The organism is Nocardiopsis sp. iso_238, assembly GCF_056173325.1.
Window position 1 is genome coordinate 4,686,256 of sequence record NZ_CM149668.1, and the last position, 22,288, is coordinate 4,708,543.

General features: G+C 71.6%; 15 protein-coding genes. 5 read left to right on the top strand and 10 right to left on the bottom strand.

The genetic code is table 11. The features are described 5' to 3' along the window. Positions 1-73 precede the first annotated feature (73 nt). On the top strand, positions 74-1,072 hold the full coding sequence (locus AC0VYL_RS21255; RefSeq protein ID WP_475481307.1) for a metal ABC transporter substrate-binding protein: 999 nt from the start codon (positions 74-76) through the stop codon (positions 1,070-1,072). A 342-nt stretch (positions 1,073-1,414) separates the two neighbouring features. After that, positions 1,415-1,648 (top strand): DUF397 domain-containing protein, encoded by a 234-nt coding sequence (locus AC0VYL_RS21260; RefSeq protein ID WP_378737396.1) that lies wholly within the window; start codon positions 1,415-1,417, stop codon positions 1,646-1,648. A gap of 206 nt (positions 1,649-1,854) precedes the next feature. On the opposite strand, the gene AC0VYL_RS21265 is transcribed toward AC0VYL_RS21260, so the two are convergent. After that, positions 1,855-2,691, bottom strand: coding sequence for a helix-turn-helix domain-containing protein (locus tag AC0VYL_RS21265; protein WP_475463171.1), 837 nt, complete (start codon positions 2,689-2,691; stop codon positions 1,855-1,857). A gap of 266 nt (positions 2,692-2,957) precedes the next feature. Beyond that, a complete protein-coding gene (locus tag AC0VYL_RS21270) occupies positions 2,958-3,455 on the bottom strand; it encodes an ATP-binding protein (RefSeq protein ID WP_475455272.1) in 498 nt (165 codons plus the stop codon). Positions 3,456-3,774: 319 nt separating this feature from the next. Here AC0VYL_RS21270 and AC0VYL_RS21275 point away from each other — a divergent pair, with 319 nt between their 5' ends. Further along, on the top strand, positions 3,775-4,533 hold the full coding sequence (locus AC0VYL_RS21275) for an SDR family oxidoreductase (protein WP_475481308.1): 759 nt from the start codon (positions 3,775-3,777) through the stop codon (positions 4,531-4,533). Positions 4,534-4,616: 83 nt separating this feature from the next. On the opposite strand, the gene AC0VYL_RS21280 is transcribed toward AC0VYL_RS21275, so the two are convergent. From AC0VYL_RS21280 to AC0VYL_RS21305, 6 genes are all read right to left on the bottom strand, one after another. Continuing rightward, the gene (locus tag AC0VYL_RS21280) at positions 4,617-5,897 is read right to left on the bottom strand and encodes a hemolysin family protein (protein WP_475481309.1); all 1,281 of its coding nucleotides are present in this window, start codon (positions 5,895-5,897) and stop codon (positions 4,617-4,619) included. A 111-nt stretch (positions 5,898-6,008) separates the two neighbouring features. Next, entirely contained in the window at positions 6,009-6,959 is a 951-nt protein-coding gene (locus AC0VYL_RS21285) for a serine hydrolase (RefSeq protein WP_475481310.1), read from the bottom strand. Between the two features lie 97 nt (positions 6,960-7,056). Next, positions 7,057-7,680 carry an energy-coupling factor transporter transmembrane component T family protein gene (locus tag AC0VYL_RS21290; RefSeq protein ID WP_475481311.1) on the bottom strand — a complete coding sequence of 208 codons (624 nt, stop codon included), beginning with the start codon at positions 7,678-7,680 and terminating at the stop codon, positions 7,057-7,059. After that, positions 7,677-8,366 (bottom strand): energy-coupling factor ABC transporter ATP-binding protein, encoded by a 690-nt coding sequence (locus tag AC0VYL_RS21295; protein ID WP_475481312.1) that lies wholly within the window; start codon positions 8,364-8,366, stop codon positions 7,677-7,679. Before AC0VYL_RS21295 ends, AC0VYL_RS21290 begins: the two co-directional genes overlap by 4 nt. Further along, positions 8,366-8,989 (bottom strand): biotin transporter BioY, encoded by a 624-nt coding sequence (locus AC0VYL_RS21300; protein ID WP_475455283.1) that lies wholly within the window; start codon positions 8,987-8,989, stop codon positions 8,366-8,368. Before AC0VYL_RS21300 ends, AC0VYL_RS21295 begins: the two co-directional genes overlap by 1 nt. Positions 8,990-9,181: 192 nt before the next feature. Next, positions 9,182-10,384 (bottom strand): lactonase family protein, encoded by a 1,203-nt coding sequence (locus AC0VYL_RS21305; protein ID WP_475483557.1) that lies wholly within the window; start codon positions 10,382-10,384, stop codon positions 9,182-9,184. 397 nt (positions 10,385-10,781) lie between these two features. Here AC0VYL_RS21305 and AC0VYL_RS21310 point away from each other — a divergent pair, with 397 nt between their 5' ends. Both AC0VYL_RS21310 and AC0VYL_RS21315 read left to right on the top strand, forming a co-directional pair. Continuing rightward, positions 10,782-11,258: a globin domain-containing protein gene (locus AC0VYL_RS21310; protein ID WP_475455302.1), complete on the top strand. Its 477-nt coding sequence runs from the start codon at positions 10,782-10,784 to the stop codon at positions 11,256-11,258. Between the two features lie 49 nt (positions 11,259-11,307). Next, entirely contained in the window at positions 11,308-11,946 is a 639-nt protein-coding gene (locus AC0VYL_RS21315) for a pyridoxamine 5'-phosphate oxidase family protein (RefSeq protein ID WP_475455304.1), read from the top strand. Between the two features lie 43 nt (positions 11,947-11,989). On the opposite strand, the gene hrpA is transcribed toward AC0VYL_RS21315, so the two are convergent. Together hrpA and AC0VYL_RS21325 are read right to left on the bottom strand one after the other, a co-directional pair. Next, entirely contained in the window at positions 11,990-15,955 is a 3,966-nt protein-coding gene (hrpA, locus tag AC0VYL_RS21320; RefSeq protein WP_475481313.1) for an ATP-dependent RNA helicase HrpA, read from the bottom strand. A gap of 144 nt (positions 15,956-16,099) precedes the next feature. Continuing rightward, a complete protein-coding gene (locus tag AC0VYL_RS21325; RefSeq protein WP_475481314.1) occupies positions 16,100-22,279 on the bottom strand; it encodes a type I polyketide synthase in 6,180 nt (2,059 codons plus the stop codon). Between the last annotated feature and the right edge of the window lie 9 nt (positions 22,280-22,288).

Below are 22,288 nucleotides of genomic sequence, written 5' to 3' on the forward strand. Positions count from 1 at the left end.
TTCGGGCAGGTCGGGAGGGTTCCGGCAAAGCGCGCAAATTGACAACCGTTTTCATTTTCCCGATGATGGGTCCATGAGAACTCCCATCGCGCGAGCCGCCGCCCTCGGCGCCACCACACTCCTGATCGCCACCGGGTGCGGAACCGGCGGAGGTGAGGACGGTGGGAACGGGATCTCCCCCGCCGACGCGGACCTGACCGTCGTCACCGGCGTGTACCCGCTGGAGTGGCTGGCGCAGGAGATCGGCGGTGACGGCGTCGCCGTCGTTCAGCTCACCGAGCCGGGCACCGAACCCCACGACCTGGAGTTGACCGGTCGGCAGATCGGCCAGGTCAGCGAGGCCGACATCGCCTTCTACGTCGAGGGCCTCCAGCCCGCCGTGGACGAGGCGATCGGCCAGGAGGCGGAGGGGGCCGCGCTCAACGTGGCCGACGTCGTCGAGCTCCGCCCCGCCGGCGGCGAGGACGAGCACGCGGAGGACGACCACGACCACGACCATGACCACGAGGAGGAGGGCGGGCACGCCGAGGACGACGGGCACGACCACGGCGACCTCGACCCGCACTTCTGGCTGGACGTGGACCTCATGAAGGAGACCGCCGAGGCCCTGGCCCAGCGGATGGGCGAGGTCGACCCCGAGGGCGCCGAGCGCTACCAGGAGGGCGCCGAGCGCGTCGTCGGTGAGCTGTCCACCCTCGGCGAGGCCTACGAGACCGGCCTCGCCACCTGCGAGCACCGCGAGGTGGTGGTCGGCCACACCGCCTTCAGCTACCTGACCGACCGGTACGACCTGGAGCAGATCGGGGTCAGCGGTGTGGACCCCGACACCGAGCCCTCCCCCGCCCAGATCGCGGCGATCACCGACGTCGTCCGGGAGCGGGACATCACGACGGTCTTCACCGAGCCGCTGATGCCCGCCGCCACCGCCGACACCATCGCCGCCGAGACCGGCGCACGGGTGGAGGTGCTCGATCCGCTGGAGGGCGTGACCGACCGGTCGCCCGGCGACGACTACCCGTCGATCATGCTCGGCAACCTGGACGCGCTGACCGCGGCGCTCTCCTGCGAGTGAGTTCCGGGGGTGGAGAGACCCCCGAACCAGGCCCCGTCGGATGACCGGCGGGGCCTTTTGCTACCACAGGGCATTCGAATCGGAGCGCCCTTTCCAAGAACGGTTCCTTGATCGTCACAAACGGGCCGGATCTGCCGCCGCAACCTGCCTGACCTGCAACGAAAGGGGGTCGAGGGGATAACCGCAACGCATCTCGATTACATGGCGCTTACATCCTCACAAACGCGAGGACAAGTGGCGATGGTCACGCTATGCTCGGAAGAGTGTCAGTGCTTTTGCACGTGCATCTGGCAGTGCATCCGCACGCACATCCCCTCAGAGAGACCAAGGAGCTAGACGAACATGACCGCACACAACGGCATCCGCGCGACCGAGCTGATCGAGGCCTCCTGGCAGAAGGCCAAGCGCAGTAACTCACAGGGCGCCTGCGTGGAGATGGCCCGCCTCACCGACGGTTCGATCGCCATGCGCAACTCGCGCTTCCCGACCGGACCGGCCCTGGTCTACACCCAGGAGGAGATCGACTGCCTCATCCTGGGCGCCAAGGACGGCGACTTCGACAACCTGCTCAGCTAGGCCGTGTTCCGCCGCACCTGATCGGCGCACCCCGGGGCGGTGCGTCAACCACGGCCTGGTTCGCCTCACCCTTGCTCTCTCCCAGGCCGCAGGGGCTCCATGAACACCGAAGGGCTCCGTCCGGCGTGGACGGAGCCCTTCACACGTGTGCGGACCGGCCGGCGGGGGCGCCTGCTGCGGTCGGGGGGACGGCTGTGGTCCCGGTGTCAGTTGCCTTCGAGGTCCTTCAACATGTCCTTGAGCAGGGAGAGGGTCTCGTCGGGGGTGGCCGCGGAGACGCTGAGCCGCGTCATGGCCTTGGTGTAGGCCTCCACCGTGGCGGGCTTGTCGATGACCTCGCCGTCGGTGAGCTGTTCGAGGTAGACGATGTCGGAGAGCTCGAACTCGGAGTAGCGCAGCAGCGTGAAGGAACCGGCCTCCGCGGCGTGCGCGCCCACCTCGAAGGGGATGATCTGGAGGGTGACGTTCTCGTGGTTCTCACAGAGGTGGATCAGGTGACGGAGCTGGCCGCCCATGATCTCCGGCCCGCGCTCCCTGCCCCCGATGGGACGGCGCACAGCCGCCTCGTCGAGGATGATCCACATCTTCTTCCCGGCTTCCAGGTGCTTCTGTCTGGTGAGTCTGGCCTGGATGCGCTGCTCGGTCACCATGTCCGTGTCCACGCCACCCGAGATGATCTCGCGGGCGTACTCCTCGGTCTGGAGCAGGCCGGGGACGAACTGGGACTCGTAGATCCTGATCTGGTCGGCGGCCTCCTCGAAGCCCACGTAGCGGATGAACCACTTGTGGAGGGCGTCGCCGTACTCCTTCCACCAACCGGGCTTGTTGGATTCGGCGGCCAGTTCACGGAATTGCTTGAGCAGCTTCCGGTCCGTGACGCCGTACAACTTCAGGAGGTCCTCGATATCACGGGTCTTGAATCCGACCCGGCCGAGTTCCATGCGGCTGATCTTGGAGGCGGAGGCGCGAATCTTCTCGCCAGCGGCCTCTCGTGTGAGACCGCTGCGCTCCCGATGCTTCCTCAGCTGGTGCCCGAGGAGCATGCGACGCACGGTGGGTCCACTCCCCTGACGCAATTGAGCGATATCCACCTTCGCCGCCTCTCTGTCATTCTCCGAACAAGGGTATCGGGTCGGCCGAACCCCTTTGCCGCGCGGTCCGGACACTACACGTACACGATATAGCCCGCGCCCCGCGGCACCCACGGATCGGTCCCGTCGACCCCTCCGGGACGACGGACCGCTGGATGAGCCCCCTCCGGGGCCAGCCAAGCGGTCGGCCGCCCGAGAAGGGGGCCCATGTCATCGACTCACACGAATTGCGCCCAAACGAACTTTCCGCCGGGCGGTGTGGGAATCACTCCCCACTCTCGCGCGAAAGCGCTCACCAGGGCAAGCCCTCTGCCCCCCTCCATGCTGGGCTCCGCTTCCCTTCTGTGGGGCAAGCGATCTCCGCCGTCACGAACGGCACAGATGAATTCCCCGCCGCTGCGCATGAGGGACAGCTGAATACCGGCTTCGCCCTGCCTGGTCAAGGCCAGCGGTCCACCGTGGCGTACCGCATTGGTGACCAATTCGGAAACAACCACCGCCACATCACCGGACAAGTACTCCATGCGCCATTCGAGGAGCAGGGCCGCGGAAATCTCACGAGCGGCGGCCACCGCCCGGGGACGGGGCTCGAAGGTCCACGTGACGGCGTCGTGCCGGTCACCGCAGACCGGGGTGTTCCAACGGCGCGAACCGTGGGTCAGGACCCTGAGCCACCAGGCGCCGGTCGGCTTCGCCACCGCCTCCGCACACTCCATGCCCCTCAACTCCTCACTGACGCTTCGCGCGCCGGGCCGCCGACGAAAGGGAGGGCCCGTGCCGGTGCACGACCCGAATGCACGTGCATCTCGGTGTTGCACGCAATCGTAGGCCACGCCCCGGCAAAGTGCAGGCAAACGCGGACACGAACCCGAAAGGATTACCTGCGCGCAGGTGAGACGTATCGAACAGCTGTCGCGGAAGCGTTACCCGAGCGTTTCGCAAGTGCGGCGCAACCACCACCCGGGCGCGTACCGACCGGTAGGCATGCGGATAGGATTCCCCCGCGTCCAGCACACGAATTACGGAGGTAACACCATGTCCCCAACGCCTCGTGTGGCGATCGTGACCGGCGCGGCCCGCGGAATCGGCGCCGCGACAGCCGAGCGCCTGGCCCGTGAGGGCCGCGCCGTGGCCGTGCTGGACCTCGGGGAGTCCGACGCCCAGGAGGTCGCGGACCGGATCACGGAGGCCGGAGGCACGGCCGTCGCGGTGGGGTGCGACGTCTCCGACGAGGACCAGGTCGCCTCGGCCGTCGACACCGTCACCGAACGGCTCGGCCCGCCCGCGATCCTGGTCAACAACGCGGGCGTGCTCCGCGACAACCTGCTGTTCAGGATGTCCGCCGACGACTGGGACACGGTGCTCGGCGTCCACCTGCGCGGGTCGTTCCTGATGAGCCGGGCCGCCCAGGCGCACATGACCGCGGCCAAGTGGGGCCGGATCGTCAACCTGTCCAGCTCCTCCGCGCTGGGTAACCGGGGCCAGGCCAACTACTCGGCGGCCAAGGCCGGGCTCCAGGGCCTCACCAAGACCCTCGCCATCGAGCTGGGCAAGTTCGGCGTCACCTGCAACGCGGTCGCCCCCGGGTTCGTCGAGACCGCGATGACCCGGGCCACCGCCGAGCGGATCGGCGTCGACTACGACGACATGAAGGCGTTCAAGTCGGCCGAGATCCCGGTCCAGCGGGTCGGCTACCCGGAGGACATCGCCAACGCCGTCGCCTTCTTCACCGGGGAGGACGCCGGGTTCGTGTCCGGGCAGGTCCTGTACGTGGCGGGCGGTCCCCTGGACTGACCGGCCCGCACGGCGCCCCGCACCGGCGGGGCGCCGTCGCACCCGGTGGCCGGTTCCGGCCACCGGGTTCCGGGACCGGGGTCTCAGGAGGGCTGTTCGTCCGTCCCAGGCCGCACGAGGACCTCGGTGATGGTCCGCCCGTTGGTCTCCGCCACCTCGGCCGTCCAGCCGCCGAAGTCCACCCGCTCCCCCGCGCTCTGCGGGATGTGTCCCAGCACGGCGAGGATCAGCCCGGCCACGGTGACGTAGTCGCCCTCGGGCGGGTCCGGCAGGTCCAGGTCGAGGTCGGACAGGTCGTGGACCGGGTAGGTGCCCGGCAGCAACATCGAACCGTCCTCGTGCCGCCGGACCACACGGACGTCGGTGTCGGTCTCGTCGTAGATCTCCCCGACGATCTCCTCCAGCAGGTCCTCCAGGCTGACGATCCCCTCGATCCAGCCCATCTCGTTGACCACCACGGCGAGCTGCGCGCGTTCCTCGGTCATCCGTTCGAGGGCCAGGGAGACCACCAGCGAGTCGGGGAGCAGCATCGGCTCGCGCGCGACCTCCCGCACGCTTCCGGTCCCCCGCACGAGGTCGGACCAGTGCACCACGCCGAGGACCTCGTCCAGGTCGCCCTCGGCCACCACCGGCGCCCTGGAGTGGCCGTGGTCGGCGAGCATCCGCAGGGCGTCGTCGGTCGGTGTCCCGGCCGGGATGACGAACACCTCTCCGCGCGGCACCACCACCTGACGCAGCCGCCGGTCGTCGATCTCGAACGCGCCCGTGATGATGGTGCGCTGTTCCTGGGTGATGTCGCGCTGGGAGGCGAGCATGTCCCGCAGCTCCTCCTCCGAGATCTCCTCCCGGGCCGCCGCGGGGTCACCGCCGGTCAGCCTGACCAGGAGGTCGGTGGACGCGCTCAGCAGCCACACGACCGGACGGGACAGCGTCGCCATCAGGTCGAGGGGGCGGGAGACGGCCAGCGCCCAGGTCTCGGCGCGCTGCATCGCGACGCGTTTGGGGGCGAGCTCCCCCAGCACGAGCGTCACGAACGTGAGGACGACCGTGACGAGGACGACCGACACCGGGGCCGCCGCCGCGCCGAGGAAGCCCAGGGGTTCGACGAGCGGACGCGCCAGGGACACGGCGGCGGTCGCGGAGGCGAGGAACCCGGCGAGGGTGATGCCGATCTGGATGGTGGCGAGGTAGCGGTTGGGGTCCCCGGCCAGGCGGGCCACGGCCTTGCCGCCCGCCCCGCGTTCGGCCAACTGCCTGACCTGGCCCTCGCGGAGGGTGATCAGGGCGATCTCACTGCCCGAGAACAGCGCGTTGACCAGGACGAGGGCCAGAACCAACCCGAGCTGCACCCCGTAGCTGTCCATGTGCCGCCGTCTCCCCAGTGGTGGACCCGTGGATCGTTACCCCTCGTCTCCTCACCCTGACACAACGCGCTGGTCAGGACTCCTCCACGCACCGGAGTTCCCCCGCTTTGGTCAGTGCGGTGGGAACGTGTGCGCCGCCGGGGCGAGGTCGTCGCGGGGCAGGGGTCGACCCTCGATGGCATCGGTGACCTCGGTGACCAGCTCCTCGACGAGGTCGACACCCGAGGCGTAGTCGGGGTGTCCGTCGGACAGGACCGCCACCAGGTACTCGCGGTCGGGGCCCCGGACGTGGCCGACGCTGTTGACGGTCCACAGGCCGTCGGACTCGCGCGGGGTCCAACCGTTCTTGACCCCCGCGGTATCCCGGGGACCGGCGACGGCGGAGACGCCCCAGGCCTGTTCGGGGGCGACCGACTCCATGAGTGCGCGGACGACGGCGCGGTGGTCCTCGGTGAGCGGTCCCTCGTCGGTGTACAGCGCGCGCAGCAGGCGGATCTGGTCGGCCGCGGTGGTCCTCGTGGAGCCCCAGCTACCGCCGGGGTGGGGTTCGGTGGCGGTGAACCCGAGGCGCTCCGAGTGGCGGCGGAACCCGTCGGTGAACCCCATCCGGAGGTAGAGGTCGTCGACCACCGAGTTGTCGCTGTACCTGATCATGCGTTCGGCCCGCTCGCGTTCGCTCGCGGTGAGCGCGCGGCCCTCCTCCTCGGCACTCATGAGGAGCATGGTGAGGACGGTCAGCTTGGCGACGCTCGCCGTGGGGAACGGCCGCTCCGCCTCGTGGCTGAAGGTGGTGCCGGTCCGCAGGTCCTGGACGGCGATCCCGAACTCCGCCGGGTGCTCGGTGTCGAGGGCCTCGACGCGTGCGGCCAGGGCGGCCCGCTCCCCCGGAGGCAGGGCCGTGCCGCCGCGCGAGGTGACAGCGGGTGGGGCGGCCGGGTGGGCGATCCGCGCGGCCTCGGGGACGGCGTCGATCGCGGGGTGCGCTCCGGGCAGGGAGACGGCCATCAGGAGGGCGACGAGGACGGCCGCGGGCCGCCCTTCGGTGGGGGAACGCCTGGTCACGCGATCACCGGTTCTGCACCGTGGGAACTGGTGCCGAACATTATCCCCGGACAATCGGCGCGAATCACCCACCCGATGCCGAATCGGTACCGCCGGATCAGTCCGTGCGCACGCGGGTGTCCTCGTCGATCCCCCGGGCCACCAGCGCCTCACCGGTGGCGTCGGCCATCCGGAGCAGTTGGACGATCACCGGCACGACCAGCAGGTGGGGCCGCCCGGACAGGCCCCGCGCCCGGTAGCCCTCACGGGCGGCGCGCCAGGCGGTGGCGACCATCGGGATCGACCGGACGGTCAGGGCGAGCACCAACGCGACCCGGTCGGGGTTGACTCCCACGTGGCGCAGCGGACGGGCGAGGCGTTCGAAGAGGTCCAGCATCTCCCGGACCCGGGTCGTGAGGGTGACGGCGTTGGCCAACAGCACCAGGGAGGCGAGCTGGGCGCACAGCCGGACACCCTCCTCCCAGGCGCCGAACAGGGCCTGGAACACCCCGATGGCCAACAGGAACGGCCACAGCGCCCGCAGGACCCCCAGGGCCCGACGCGGGTGCAGGCCGACCACGGGGTACACCACGAGGCTCGCGACGAACACGCCCAGGGACACCCACGGGTCGGCGGCGACCAGCAGGGCGACGCCGACCACCAGGAGGCCCAGGAGTTTGGACCCGGCGGGGATCCGGTGCAGGGGCCCGGTGCCGGGGACGTACAGGCCGATCGCGCTCACGCGGTGTCCGCCTGGTCCATGAGCTTGGTGTAGAAGGACACCGCGTCCTCGGGTGCGCCGTCGAAGGCCACCCGACCCTCGGCCATGACCAGGACCCGGTCGAAGTCGGTGAGCAGGTCCAGGTCGTGGGTGAACAGGACGACCCGCTGGTCGAGCCCGGCCAGCGTGCGGTGCACCATGCGGGTGTTGCGCAGGTCGAGCAGGGTGGTGGGTTCGTCGCAGACCAGGATCTCGGGCCCGGTGACCAGAACGGAGGCCAGCGCGAGCAGCTGCTTCTGGCCGCCGGAGAGCAGGTGCCCGGGGTGGTCCCGGTGGTCACCGAGCCCGTAGCGCTCCAGGACCTCGTCCACCCGGCGGGCGGTCTCCTCCCTGCCCAGTCTCAGGGAGCGCAGCCCGATCTCCACGTCCTCGGCCACCGTCGGCATGATGATCTGGTTGGCGGCGTCGGAGAAGACGAAGCCGATCCGGCGCCGGACCTGCTTGGCGTGCCGCCGGGTGTCCCACTCCCCCAGCGAGACCCGGCCCGCGTCCGGCAGCACCAGGCCGTTCAGCGTGCGGGCCAGGGTGGACTTGCCCGAACCGTTGGCCCCGATCACGCCGATCCGGTGCTCGGTGAGGTCGAGGCTGACGTCCCGCAGCACCGCGCGGCCGTCGTAGGAGTGGGAGACCCCTTCGAGGCGGAGCATCAGTCGTTCTCCCGGGTGACCCGGTCGTCGATGACCGGGCGGCCCGCCGGAGGGATGGGGTAGGCGCGGAAGACGGCGCTGGCGATCGCGGCGGTGACCACGGCCTTGACGATGTCGCCCGGGAGGAAGACCGCCATGGACAGGGCCCCGGCGAGGACGCCGTCCCCGAGGACCACCGCCATCCAGGGGACGCCGACGGCGTAGATGACGACGACCCCGCCCAGCAGGTTGATGAGCAGGCCCCGCCAGAAGCCGTACCTCCCGCGCGCCACCATGAGGTCCGTGAGGAGGCCGATGACGAGGGCGGCGAAGATCCAGCTCACGATGAACCCGGCCGAGGGCCCGGCCAGGACGCCGAGGCCGCCGCGCCCGCCCGCGAAGAGGGGGAGCCCGGCCAGGCCGAGGGCCAGGAAGGCGGCGATCGCCAGGCTGCCGCGCTTCCACCCGAGGAGGCTGGGGGCGAGCATGATGCCCAGGGTCTGGAGGGTGATCGGGACCGGGCCGACGGGGATGGCGACGGTGACGCTGAGCGCGGCGATCAGCGCCGCGAACACGGCGACGAGTGCGAGGTCGCGCGCGGTGAGGCCCCGGTAGCGGACGTGGGCCGTCACGGTGGTGGGCATGCGTGGTCCCCTTCGGGGAGGAGTCGGGAGCGGATCACCGTCCATTGTCCGTTATGCGGAGGCGCCCGGCAGGAGGCGGGGCACACAGAACCCCGGCACGCCTGTTGTAGGGGTTCGCCTAGGACCCGGGTCACACCGGCGGTGGGACCCGGGTCGTGGAGGGCCGGGGAACGGTGGATCCGCGCCCGCGGCTCAGCCCTGGGCGGCCTCGGCGCGCTGGATGCGTTTGATGGGGACCGGCAGCACGCAGACGGGGACCGGGACGTCGAGGCGGTGGCCGGTGTCGGCGGGGATTCCGGTGTCCGGGTCGATGCGCAGCGACATCAGGGAGTCCCCGTTCTGGGCGGCCACGACCAGGTGGTCGGGCTGGCCGTTGTGCCCCCGGACCACGGTGAAGTGGCGGGGCCAGGCGCCCACGGGGGTGTCGGCCAGGTGCTCCAGGCGGGCGCCCTCGTCGCGGACGGCGAAGGTCGAGACCGCGTCCGCGCCGCGGTTGGAGACGTAGACGCGCCCCTCGTAGGTGGTGGTCATCGGGAGGGCGTCGCCGTCGGCGATCTCGCGGCCCTCCACCTTGAGCCGGTGGAGCGCGATCTCGGCCGGGAAGTTGTCCGGGAGGGGGTCGCCCACGGCGGGGACGGACCCCAGGTGCTCCCCCGTGCCGTTGCGGGGGTTCCAGCGCACGACGTGCACTCGGGAGTCCAGTTCCCCGATGACGTAGACGTGGCGGCCGTTGACGGCCATGTGCCGGGGGCCCGTGCCGGAGGGCAGTCGGACGGTGCCCAGCAGGCCTTCGTCGATGTCGGGCGCCGGGCCCTGGTTCTCCTCGTTGAGCGGGGTCGCGTAGTGGTACACGCGCAGCTCGTCCGTGCCGAGGTCGGCGGCGAGCAGGTAGCGCAGGCGGGGGTCGTGCGAGTCGAGGACCACCGCGGTGCTGTGCGCGTGGGGGCCGTCCTGGCGGTCGGTGACCGGACCGCGGCCCCGGTGCGCGAGTTCGCGGCGGGGTTCCGTGAGCGCGCCGTCCTCGCCCGTGGGCTGGAGGGTCACCACACCGTTGGCGTAGTTGGCCACCGCGACCCGTTCGGGGCCCAGGTAGCGGACGTGGCAGGGCGATCCCCCGCCGGTGGGCGCGGAGCCGAGTTCGGTGAGGGTGGCGTCCCCGTGCACCCGGAAGGCGGTGAGTGAGCCCTCGGCCCTCTCGTTGACCGCGTACACCGTGGGCGGGTCCGGCCGGAAGGCGAGGAACGAGGGTCCGGTGGTGCGGGCGGCGACGCCGTCCGAGCTCAGCTCGCCGGTCTCCGGGTCGAACCAGACCCGGTGGACGCCCTCGCCCTTGCCGGGCGGGTCGGAGTCGGGGGTGTAGGTCCCCACGAGCAGGAGCCGTCGTGGTGTGTCCACAGGGTGTCTCGTTTCCGTCGCCTCGGGCAGGATCGTGGTCCAGACCACGGCCGGAATGCTACCGTCCCGGTCGTCGGCGGGGAAGGACGGCGCGGAGCGCCCTCACCTGGTGCTCACCAAGAGAATCCTCTGCCTCACGTAGCCCTTCTGTTACAGTTCCTCCTCGACAGCCCGATTAACGGTGGTCAGGTCCCCCTCACTCCGACCTGTCCCGTTCGTCTTCGGGTTCCGGGCCTCGGATCGACGAGGCCGCGAGCGGATACCGTTTCGGCGCTGCACCCGCGGGACCGAGTGATACCCCGCGGACGAAGACCACCGCCAGAGGAACCCGAGCCTCGGTACACCGGTCCCCCATCGCGTTCCGTGGTTCCCCGCTCACCCGACGTCTGGATTCGTCTTGACCCATCGCTCACTGTCCGAAGTGCCGTTGCCCGACCAGGAGATCATCGAGCTGGTCCGTCAGTCCTGTGTGGACATCCCCGAGGGATCCACGCGTCTGGCCCGGTCCTTCTACGAGAACCTGTTCATGATGGTCCCCGAGGTGCGGAGCATGTTCTCCGAGGACATCAAGCCCCAGCAGCAGCGCATGGCGGACGCCCTGCTGTCCGTGGTGCGGTACCTCGACAGCCCCGACGACGTGGCCCGCTACCTGCAGAGCCTGGGGCGGCAGCACCGCGACGAGCTGGGGGTGCTGCCCGAGCACTACCCGCACGTCGGGCGCGCCCTGGTCCGCGCCGTCAGCGAGGTCTCCCCCACCTGGTCGTCCTCGATGAGTTCGGCCTGGGTGCTCGTCTACCAGTGGATCACCGCGAACATGATCGCCGGGGCCGAACAGGCCCCCCAACCCGCGCACACGTCCCACCGGCGACGCTGACGCGGACCCGCACCCCACCTCCTCTCACCCCCGTCGAAAGCCTTCGTCCATGACTCAGAGCCATCAGAACCGTACGCCCGGGACCGAGGGAGAACGCCACGTGCAGGCGGTCATGGGCACCGCCGAACGGGCCGACCGCTTCTACCGCGACCAGATGCTGGACCACCTGAACCCGCTCATGAAGGAGTTCATCGCCCGCCAGGAGATGCTGTTCGTCGCCACGGCGGACGCCCGGGGCGAGTGCGACTCCAGTTTCCGGGCCGGGCCGCCCGGGTTCGTCCACGTCATCGACGACCGGACCCTGGCCTACCCCGAGTACCGGGGCAACGGCGTGTTCGCCAGCGCGGGCAACATCCTGGAGAACCCGCACATCGGGCTGATGTTCCTCGACTTCGAGCGGGAGCGGATCGGCCTGCACGTCAACGGCCGGGTGAAGATCATGGAGGACGAGACGCTGCGCCCGCACGTCCCGAGCCTGCCCCTGCCGCAGGTTCCGGGGCAGCGTGCGCAGATGTGGATGATGGTGCAGGTCGAGGAGGCCTACATCCACTGCCGCAAGCACATCCCGCACCTGCGCCGGGTCGGCGCGGAGGAGTCCTGGGGCACGGACGACACCCTGCGCAAGGGCGGCGACTTCTTCGCGGCGAAGGCCGGAAGGCACGCCGCCGCCGGCCCCGGCCCTCGGTAGGAGGGGCCGCGGAGGGTCGCCCCGGTGGGACGACCCTCCGCGCCTAGGGCCGCCTGCCCGCGTCCTTGACGGCCTCGATCGCCTTCATGATGCGTTTGTCCGAGACCGGGTAGGCGGTCCGCAGTTCCTGGGCGAAGAGGCTGACCCGGTACTCCTCCAACATCCAGCGCAGTTCCACCACGTCCGGGTCGTCGGCCCGGCCCGCCGGGAGCGACCCGCGGACCTTCGCCACGGCCTGGCGCATCTGTTCGACCTTGGACATGTTGACCTGGTCGCGGCGCGGGTTCTCGGGGAGCTTGCCCAGCCGGTACTCGATCCCGCGCAGGTACCGGTGCACGTCGTCCAGGCGGGCCGGCCCCGTGCGGGTGACGAACCCGTCGCCCACGAGGTCGCCCAGCTGACCCTGGACGTCGTTGAGGGACGGCAGGACCGCCAGGGAGGTGGTGCCCTTGACCTTCTTGCTGACCTTGCGCCACAGCACGAGCACGCGCGCGGTGCGGTCCAGGATCTCCGCGAGGGTGTCGCCCAGGTCGGCGCGCACCCGGTCGCAGAGCCGGGCGAAGTCGTCGGCGTTCCACACCGGCCCGCCCTCGCGGGTGAGCAGGTGGTCGACGGCGGCGGCCTCGGCGTCCTCCAGCATCCTGCGGATCGACCCGTGCGGGTTGTCCGCCAGGGCGAGCTTGTCCGGGTTGTTCAGGCCCTTGCTGACCGCCGTCGCGGGGGACGGGATGGTGAGCATGAGCAGGCGCCGGGTGCCCGCGCGCATGGCCGCGCGCTGTTCGGGCCGGGTGTCGAAGATGCGGATCGCGACGCTCTCGCCCTCGTCGACCAGAGCGGGATACCCCTTGACCTTGGGCCCCAGGGCCTTGCGTTCCAGGGTCTGCTCCAGCGGACCGAAGTCCCAGGAGGTGATCCCCTTCTTCTCCACGCCCTTGGCCTCGGTGGCGATCGCCTCGCGCAGGCGCGGCTTGAGCTTGGCGCGGAGCTGTTCGAGGTCCTTGGACTCGGCCAGCGTGCGCCCGCGGTCGTCCAGGGCGCGGAAGGTGATCCGCAGGTGGTCGGGGACCCGGTCCAGCTGGAAGTCCTCCGGGCGGACGCGTTCTCCGTGCGCCATCACGGTGAGTTCGGCGGCCAGCGCCTCGGTGAGGGAGCCCTCGTAGGGGGTGATCCCTCCCCGGGCGCGGGCCGCGTTGTCCGGGACGGGGACGAAGTTGCGGCGCAGCGGCTTCGGCAGCGAGCGGATCATCGCGGTGATGAGCTCGTCGCGCAGGCCGGGGATCTGCCAGTCGAAGCCGGTGTTCTCCACCTGGTTGAGGAACTTCACCGGGATGTGCGCGGTGACGCCGTCGGAGTCGCTGCCCGGCTCGAACTGGTAGGTGAGCGCGAAGACGAACGCGCCCTGGCGCCACACGTCCGGGTAGTCGTCCTCACTGACTCCCTCCACACCGTCGTTGATGAGTTCCTCGCGGGTGAAGTCGAGGAGCGCGGGCTCGGTGCGGCGTGCCTTCTTCCACCACGAGTCGAAGTGGGCGGCGGAGACGGCGCTGTCCGCCACGCGACGGTCGTAGAAGTCGAACAGCGTGTCGTCGTCCACCACGATGTCGCGGCGGCGGGCGCGGTGCTCCAGGTCCTCGACCTCGTCGAGCAGCTTGCGGTTGTCGTGGAAGAACTGGTGCCGGGTCTCCCAGTCGCCCTCGACGAGGGCACGGCGGATGAACAGCTCCCGGGAGAGTTCGGGGTCGATCCTCCCGTAGGAGACCTTGCGCTGCACGACGATGGGCACCCCGTAGAGGGTGACCCGCTCGTAGGCCATGACGGCGCCGCGCTTGCGCTCCCAGTGCGGTTCGCTGTAGCCGCGCTTCACGATGTCCGCGCCGAGTTCCTCGGCCCACTCCGGCTCGATCCTGGCGACCATGCGGCCCCAGAGCTTGGAGGTCTCCACCAGTTCACCGACCATCACGAAGCGGGGCTGCTTCTTGAACAGCGCGGAGCCGGGGAAGATCGCGAACCGCGCTCCCCGGCCGCCCAGGTACTCGTGCTTGTCCGGGTCCTTGAGGCCGACGTGCGAGAGCAGACCGGCCAGCAGCGACATGTGCACGGAGCGCGGGTCGGCGGCCTCCTCGCGCAGCGGCGGGACCTCGATGTCCATCGTGCGCAGGACCTGCTTGAGCTGGCCGTGGATGTCCTGCCACTCGCGTACCCGCAGGTAGTTGAGGAACTCGTCGCGGCACATCCGGCGGAACTGGTTGCCGGACAGCTCCTGTTGCCTGTCGCGCAGGTGGTTCCACAGGTTGAGGAAGGCGAGGAAGTCCGATTCCTTGTCCGTGAACCTGGCGTGCGCCTGCTGGGCCTGCTGCTGTTTCTCGGTGGGGCGCTCGCGGGGGTCCTGGATGGACAGGGCCGAGGTGATGACCATGACCTCGGCCAGACAGTCGCGCTTCTCGGCCTCCAGGACCATACGGCCCAGGCGGGGGTCGATGGGCAGCTGGGCGAGGCGGCGTCCGGTCGGGGTCAGGCGGCGCTGACGGTGGGGTTCGTCCCGGTTCTCGGGCAGGAGGGCGCCGAGTTCGGACAGCAGGTTGACGCCGTCCTTGATCTGCCGGTGGTCGGGGCCGTCCACGAACGGGAAGGCGGCGACGTCGCCCAGGCCCAGCGCGGCCATCTGGAGGATGACCGAGGCGAGGTTGGTGCGCAGGATCTCCGGGTCGGTGTACTCCGGGCGGGAGAGGAAGTCCTCCTCGGAGTAGAGCCGGATGCAGATGCCCTCGGACACACGGCCGCAGCGGCCCTTGCGCTGGTTGGCGGAGGCCTGTGAGACCGCCTCGATGGGCAGGCGCTGCACCTTGGTGCGGTGCGAGTACCGGGAGATGCGCGCGGTGCCGGGGTCGATCACGTACTTGATGCCGGGGACCGTCAACGAGGTCTCGGCCACGTTGGTGGCCAGGACGACGCGGCGGCCGCCGTGCCGGGACCACACGCGTTTCTGCTCGGCCACGGACAGGCGCGCGTAGAGGGGAAGTACCTCCAGGCCCCGGATCTTCTTCTTCTCGAGGGCCTCGGCGGTGTCGCGGATCTCGCGCTCCCCGCTGAGGAAGACCAGGACGTCCCCGGGGTCCTCGTTGGAGAGTTCGTCGACGGCGTCCAGGATGGCCTGGGTCTGGTCCTTGTCGGTTCCCGGGCCGGGGTTCTTCTCCTCGGGGTCGAGAATGTCCTCGGAGATGGGCCGGTAGCGGACCTCGACCGGGTAGGTGCGCCCGGAGACCTCGACGATGGGGGCGTCGTCGAAGTGGCGGGAGAACCGTTCCGGGTCGATGGTCGCGGAGGTGATGACGACCTTCAGGTCCGGCCGCTTGGGCAGGAGCTGTTTGAGGTAGCCGAGCAGGAAGTCGATGTTGAGGCTGCGCTCGTGCGCCTCGTCGATGATGAGCGTGTCGTACTGCCGCAGCATGCGGTCGTGCTGGATCTCCGCGAGCAGGATGCCGTCGGTCATCAGCTTGACCAGCGTGCTGTCGTTCGAGGAGTCGGTGAACCGGACCTTGTAGCCGACCGTCTCGCCCAGGGGTGTGCCGATCTCGTCGGCGATGCGCTCCGCGACGGTGCGGGCGGCCAGGCGGCGGGGCTGGGTGTGGCCCACGGTGCCCATGACGCCGCGCCCCAGCTCCAGACAGATCTTCGGGAGCTGGGTCGTCTTCCCGGAGCCGGTCTCTCCGGCGACGATGACGACCTGGTTGTCGCGGATGGCCTCCGCGATGTCCTCGCGCCGGGCGCTGACCGGCAGGTCCTCGGGGTAGCTGAGCTCGGGGACGGCCTCGCGGCGCAGGCCCACGCGGAGTTCCGCGCGGTCGATGTCGCCCGAGATCTGGGCGGTCACCGAGGCGCGGCGGCGCTCGTCACGGATTCTGGCCAGACCGTCGATACGGCGACGCAGACGGTGCCGGTCGGCGGGCATGAGGTCGCGCAACCGGGAACGGAGCTGGTCCGTGGCGGGCGCGGGCGTGGTGGTGCTCATCAGTACTCAAGGTTAGGAGGGCTGGCAACCGGTTTTCCCGGCGGGCACGGTTCTGGGCGGGACGGGCCCGTGCCGGACGGGACGTCCCGGGCGCGCCTCAGGGGCAACGCCCGGGATGTCGGAGTTGTTCCGGTGCGGCGCCTCTCACAGGCCGCGCTCCTCCAACCAGTCGTGCAGGGCGCGGCCGACCACGTCCACGTGCCCCTCCAGCATGGTGAAGTGGTCGCCGGGCACCCGCAGGACGTCGTGCGGGAGGTCCCAGGTGAACGGCGGCACCGCCACGCCCTCGCGGTCGAAGGTGGGTTCCTCCGGCCGCAGGACCACCGTGGGGGTGCGGACGGGCCCGGGCCGCCAGTCCCGGAACAGGCGCAGGTAGGCGCCCATCGCGGTGAGCCGTACCCCGTCCATGATGCCGAGCATCTCGCCGCGCTCGACGACGTTGGTCTCCAGCGTGGGCATGGTCGCGAGGTCGCTGGGGTGGGGCGTGTCCATCATGGCGGAGGCGCGGGGAGGGTGGCCGAGACGTTCGAGGCGTTCGACCACCGCGTGCGACACCCAGCCGCCCGAGGAGCGGCCCACCAGGACGAAGGGGCGCCCCTCCGCGCACTCGACGACGGCGTCGGCCAGGACCCGGGTGACCGCCTCGATGGAGGCGGGCAGGGGTTCCCCGGCGGCGAACCCGGGCTGCGGGATGACGTCCACCTCGCGCAGTCCGCGCACACCGCCCGCGAACCGGGCGTACTCCTGCACCCCGGAGATCATCAGGACCGACGGCAGGCAGATGAGTCGCACGCCGCCGCCCTCCTTGGACAGGCGGACCGGGACGCGGGGTTCGCTGATCTGATCGGGCCCGTCGAACGTGGGGCGCACCTGGGAGGCCGCCCAGATCAGGTCCAGCCCCTGGACGATCTTGCCCTGTTCGCAGGTCCGCACGAACAGGTCCACGAGCGCGCTGTCGGAGGTGTCCCGCCGTTCCCGGGGCGCCTCCTCGACGGTGCCGGTGAGTTCGCCGTTCAGGAACGCGGCCAGCGCGGCCGGGGTGGGGTGTGCGAAGGCCAGCCCGGCGGGCAGCCGCAGCCCGGTGGCCGAGCTGAGGTGGTTGCGCAGTTCGATCGCGGTCAGCGAGTCGAAGCCCATCTCCAGGAAGGGCGAGTCCGCGGTGACGGCCTCGGCCGCACCCTGCCCCAGGACCTCCGTGGTACGGCCCAGGACCAGGTCGAGCACCACCCCGTGGCGCTGTTCCTGCGGGGTCGCGGCCAGGGCGCGCCGCAGGTCGTCTGCGGAGGGGCCGCTCGTGCCGGCCCGGCGCCGGGGCGGACGGACCAGTCCGCGCAGCATCGTGGCGACCTCCCCGGACCTGGCCGCCCGGGCACGCGCCCCGGCCAGGTCCATGGGGACGGGCAGCAGGTGCGGATGGCCGCTGCCGAGCGCGGCGTCGAACAGCCGCAGTCCGTGGTCGGTGGCGACGGGCCCGGCCATGCCGAGCCGGGCGTAGCGGACGATGTCGCTCTCCCCCAGCTTGGCCGTGTTCTCGCCGCGCCGCTCCCACATGCCCCAGGACAGGGAGGTGGCGGGCAGGCCGTGGGCCCTCCGGTGGTGGGCGAGCATGTCGACGAACACGTTGGCGGCGCTGTAGTCGGTCTGTCCGGGGCTGCCCAGGGTCCCGGCGGCAGAAGAGAACAGCACGAAGGCCGACAGGTCGTCGGTGAGTTCGTGCAGGTTCCAGGCGGCGTCGACCTTGGGGTACAGGACGTGGTCGATCCCCTCGGGGGTGAGTGAGGTGAGCAGACCGTCGTCCAGGGTGGCTGCCACGTGCACCACGGCGGAGACCCGGTGCCGGGAGAGCAGTTGGGCCAACCCGGACCGGTCGGCGGTGTCGCACGCGGTGAGGGTGGCCGAGGCCCCGCGCGCCAGCAGGTCCTCCCTGAGTTCGGTGGCGCCCTTGGCGTCGGGGCCCCTGCGGCTGACGAGGAGGAGGTCGGTGACGCCGTGCCGGTCGACCAGGTGGCGCGCGACCTCCCCGCCCAGGGCGCCGGTGGCCCCGGTGACCAGGACCGTCCCGTCACCGAAGTCGATCGGGGCACCCTGCGGTTCGGTGCGGGCCAGGCGCGGTTCGAGGAGGGCCCCGGCGCGGACGGCCGACTGGTGGGCGCCGCCGGTGAGCGCGCTGACCAGGAGCGGCGCGGTGCGGCCCGGGTCGTCGGTGTCCACGATCGCGAACCGGCCCGGGTGCTCGTGTTCGGCGGAGCGCACGAAGCCCCACAGGGGCGCGTGCACGAGGTCGGGGACGTCCTCGTCCGGGCCGGTGGCGACCGCCCCGTGGGTGAGCAGCACCAGGCGGGCGGTGGCCGCCCGGTCGTCGGAGAGCAGGCGCTGGGTCTGGGCCACGACGTGCTTGAGCACGGTGTGCACGTGCGCGGGACCGGGTTCGGCGGGGCGGGACAGGTAGGGCAGCAGGATCCGGTCGGGGACCGGAGCACCGGAGTCGAGCGCGCGGGTGAGCGCGTCGGCGTCGGCGTGGACGCGCACGGTGTGCCCGGAGGCGGTGAGCGCGGCCGCGGTGTCCAGGATGTCCTCCCCGAGCACCGCCCACACCTGGTGTTCCGCCGCAGGTTCGGTGGCGGCGGGGGTCCAGGTGACGTGGAAGAGGTCGTCGGCCGGGGCGGCGGCGACGGGGCCGTCCGCCGGGGCCCTCAGGACCAGGGAGTCGACGGTGGCCACGGCCGCGCCGGTGCCGTCGGCCAGCACCATGGCGACCTCGTCGGTGCCGGTGGGCCGTACACGGACCCGGAGCCTGGTGGCCCCGGCCGTGTGGAGGGTGACACCGCTCCAGGTGAAGGGCAGGCGGATCCCGTCGGTGGGCATCCAGGGGGCGCAGGCGACGGCGTGCTGGGCGGCGTCGGCCAGGGCGGGGTGGAGTCCGAACCGGGCGGCGTCGGCCCGTTGGGGGTCGGGCAGTTCGATCTCGGCGTAGACCTCCTCGCCCAGCCGCCACGCGGCGATGAGCCCGCGGAAGGCGGGGCCGTAGGTGTAGCCGATGTCGCCCATGCGGGTGTAGAGGTCGGAGACGGGCAGGGGGTCGGCGCCGGGCGGCGGCCAGGCGACCAGGTCCTCGCCCGCGCGCGCGGGTTCGGGAGCCAGGACGCCGCTCGCGTGCCGGGTCCAGGGCCGGTCCCCCAGGTCGGGGGCGTTGGGGTCACCGGCCTGGCGGGCGTGCACGGCGAAGGCCCGGCGCCCTTCGGAGTCGGCGGCCTCGACGGTCACCTGGAGCTGCGCCGCGCCGGTCGCGGGCAGGATCAGGGGGGCCTGGACGACGATCTCCTCGACGTGGGGGCTGTCGAGGCGCTCCCCCACGTTCAGGGCCAGTTCGAGCAGGGCCGTCCCGGGCAGCAGGACGGTGTCCCCCGCCGCGTGGTCGGTCAGCCAGGGGTGGCTCCGCCGCGAGACCCGGCCGGTGAACAGGGTGGTTCCGGTCTCCGCCAGTGGCAGGGCGGCGCCGAGGAGGGGGTGGTCCTCGGTCTCCAGGCCCGCGGCGGACACGTCGCCGCCGCTCCGGCCCCCGGTGATCCAGAGCCGCTGGTGCTGGAAGGGGTAGGTGGGCAGGTCCACGGGGGCGCGGGGGCCGTCGAGGACGGTGGACCAGTCGGGGGTGGCCCCGGCGACGTGGGCGTGGGCGAGCGAGGTCAGGAACCGTTCGGGGCCGCCGTCGTCGCGGCGCAGGGTGGGGACGGCGGTGGCCCGCTCGACGGACTCGGCCACGGTCTCCTGGACCGGCACGGTCAGGACCGGGTGGGCGCTGGCCTCGACGAACACGGTGTGGCCGGTGGCCAGGAGCGCTTCGGTGGCCTTCTGGAAGAGCACCGGTCGGCTCAGTCCCGCGTACCAGTAGTCGGCGTCCATCGGCCGGTCCAGCAGGCCTCCGGTGACGGGCGAGTAGACGGGGATGTCCGGGCGCCGCGGCCGGATGTCGGCCAGGGACTCCAGGAGTTCGGCGCGGACCGGTTCGGTGCGGGGGATGTGGGAGACGACGTCGGCGGAGAAGACCCGCGCGCGGACGCCCTCGGCCTCGTAGGCGGCGACGATCCGGTCGACGGCGGCGTGGTCTCCGCCGACCACCGTGGTCCCGGGGCTGTTGACCACCGCCACGTGGAGGTCACCGAACTCGGAGAGGCGGTCGCGCACCCGCTCCTCCCCCTGCGCGAGCACGGCCATGGCGCCGTTGCCGACCAGCGCGCGGACGGCGCGGCTGCGCAGGGCGATGACCTTGGCGGAGTCCTCCAGGGACAGGGCACCGGCCACGTGGGCGGCGGCGACCTCGCCCTGGGAGTGACCGACCACCGCGTCCGGGCGGATGCCGTGGGAGGACCACAGCGCGGTGAGCGCGATCATGACCGCCCACAGCGCCTGCGGGACGACGTCGGCCCGGTCCAGCGGCGGCGCGCCGTCACGCTGGAGCAGCACGTCGGTCAGCGACCAGTCGACATGGGGGCTGAGGGCCCGTTCGCAGTCCGCGATCCGGTCAGCGAAGACCGGAGAGGAGTCCAGGAGTTCGCGTGCCATCGCGGGCCACTGGGAGCCCTGGCCGGGGTAGACGAAGACGGTGCGGCCCTCGTGGGCGCGTCCGCGTACGGTCCCCGGTTCCCTGGTGTTCTCCCGCAGAGCGGCCAGGCCGCCGAGGAGGGCGGCGCGGTCGGTGCCGACCACGGCGGCGCGGTGCGGCAGGGCCTCGCGTTCCGTGGCCAGGCCCCAGGCGACGTCGGCGGGGTCCAGGTCCGGGTGGGCCTCGACGTGGGCGCGCAGGGCGTCGGCCTGGGCGTCGAGCGCGTCGGGGGTCTGCGCGGAGAGCACCCACGGGATCGGGGCCGGAACCGGGGCGGGGCCGGTGGGCCGGGAGAGCGTGACCGGCCGCGCGCCGGGGTCGGTCTCGGGGGCGGGTTCGGGATCCGGGGCCTGCTCGACGATGACGTGGGCGTTGGTGCCGCTGGCCCCGAACGACGACACCCCGGCGCGCCGGGGCCGTCCGGTGTCGGGCCAGGAGCGGGCCTCGGTGAGCAGTTCCACGGAGCCCGAGGCCCAGTCCACATGGGAGGTGGGCCGTTCCACGTGGAGGGTGCGCGGCAGGATCCCCTCGCGCATCGCCAGGATCATCTTGATCACCCCGGACACCCCGGCGGCGGCCGCGGTGTGCCCGATGTTGGACTTCAGGGATCCCAGCCACAGGGGGTCGCCGGTGCGGTCGCGGCCGTAGGTGGCCAGCAGGGCGTTGGCCTCGATCGGGTCACCGAGCCGGGTGCCGGTGCCGTGGGCCTCCACAGCGTCGACCTCGCCGGGGGTCAGACGGGCGTCGGCGAGCGCCTGGCGGATCACCCGTTCCTGGGCGGGCCCGCTGGGGGCGGTCAGTCCGCTGCTGGCGCCGTCCTGACCGATGGCGCCGCCGCGCAGGACCGCGAGTACGCGGTGTCCGTTGCGGCGGGCGTCGGAGAGGCGTTCGAGCACGAGCATGCCCGCGGCCTCCCCCCAACCGGTGCCGTCGGCGTGCTCGGAGAAGGCCTTGCAGCGGCCGTCCCCGGCGAGCGCGCCGTGGCCGGAGAAGGAGACCCAGGAGGAGGTGTCGGTGAAGACGGTGGCGCCCCCGGCCAGGGCCAGCCCGGTCTCACCGGAGCGCAGGGAGCGCATGGCCAGGTTCAGGGCGACCAGGGAGGAGGAGCAGGCGGTGTCGACGGTCACCGCCGGGCCCTCCAGCCCCAGGGTGTAGGAGAGGCGTCCGGCGGCCACGGCGGGCATCGCGCCGAGCATCCGGTAGCCGATGAGTTCGGCGGTGGAGTCCTGGACGGGCGGGCCGTAGGTCTGCCCGACCATGCCCACGAACACTCCGGTGGGGGTGGAGCGCAGGGTGGACGGGACGATCCCGGCGCGCTCCAGACCCTCCCAGGCGGTCTCCAGCACCAGCCGGTGCTGGGGGTCCATGGCCAATGCCTCGCGCGGGTTCACGCCGAAGAACGCGGGGTCGAAGTCTCCGGCTCCGTCGAGGAAGCTCGCCGCTCGCACGTAGGTGCTCCCGGGGGCGTCGGGGTCCGGGGCGAACAGGCCCTCCAGGTCCCAGTCGCGGTCCGTGGGGAACGCGCCGAGGGTCTCGCGTTCCTCCGTGAGCAGGTCCCACAGCGCCTCGGGGGTGTTCGCCCCGCCGGGGAAGCGGCAGCCGATCCCGACCACCGCGACGGGTTCGTGGTCGCGCTCCTCCAGTTCGTCGACGCGTGCGCGCGCCTGGCGCAGATCGACGGCCATCTTCTTGACCAGGTCGCGGAACTTGTTCTCGTGAGTCATGCCGGTGCT

Coding starts and splice junctions, on each gene's coding strand:
- AC0VYL_RS21295 (WP_475481312.1), bottom strand. CDS start 8,366: ATGCTCCGCCTCGAAGGGGTCTCCCACTCCTACGACGGCCGCGCGGTG.
- AC0VYL_RS21325 (WP_475481314.1), bottom strand. CDS start 22,279: ATGACTCACGAGAACAAGTTCCGCGACCTGGTCAAGAAGATGGCCGTC.
- AC0VYL_RS21315 (WP_475455304.1), top strand. CDS start 11,308: ATGACTCAGAGCCATCAGAACCGTACGCCCGGGACCGAGGGAGAACGC.
- AC0VYL_RS21300 (WP_475455283.1), bottom strand. CDS start 8,989: ATGCCCACCACCGTGACGGCCCACGTCCGCTACCGGGGCCTCACCGCG.
- AC0VYL_RS21265 (WP_475463171.1), bottom strand. CDS start 2,691: ATGCTCCTCGGGCACCAGCTGAGGAAGCATCGGGAGCGCAGCGGTCTC.
- AC0VYL_RS21275 (WP_475481308.1), top strand. CDS start 3,775: ATGTCCCCAACGCCTCGTGTGGCGATCGTGACCGGCGCGGCCCGCGGA.
- AC0VYL_RS21270 (WP_475455272.1), bottom strand. CDS start 3,455: ATGGAGTGTGCGGAGGCGGTGGCGAAGCCGACCGGCGCCTGGTGGCTC.
- AC0VYL_RS21260 (WP_378737396.1), top strand. CDS start 1,415: ATGACCGCACACAACGGCATCCGCGCGACCGAGCTGATCGAGGCCTCC.
- hrpA (WP_475481313.1), bottom strand. CDS start 15,955: ATGAGCACCACCACGCCCGCGCCCGCCACGGACCAGCTCCGTTCCCGG.
- AC0VYL_RS21255 (WP_475481307.1), top strand. CDS start 74: ATGAGAACTCCCATCGCGCGAGCCGCCGCCCTCGGCGCCACCACACTC.
- AC0VYL_RS21280 (WP_475481309.1), bottom strand. CDS start 5,897: ATGGACAGCTACGGGGTGCAGCTCGGGTTGGTTCTGGCCCTCGTCCTG.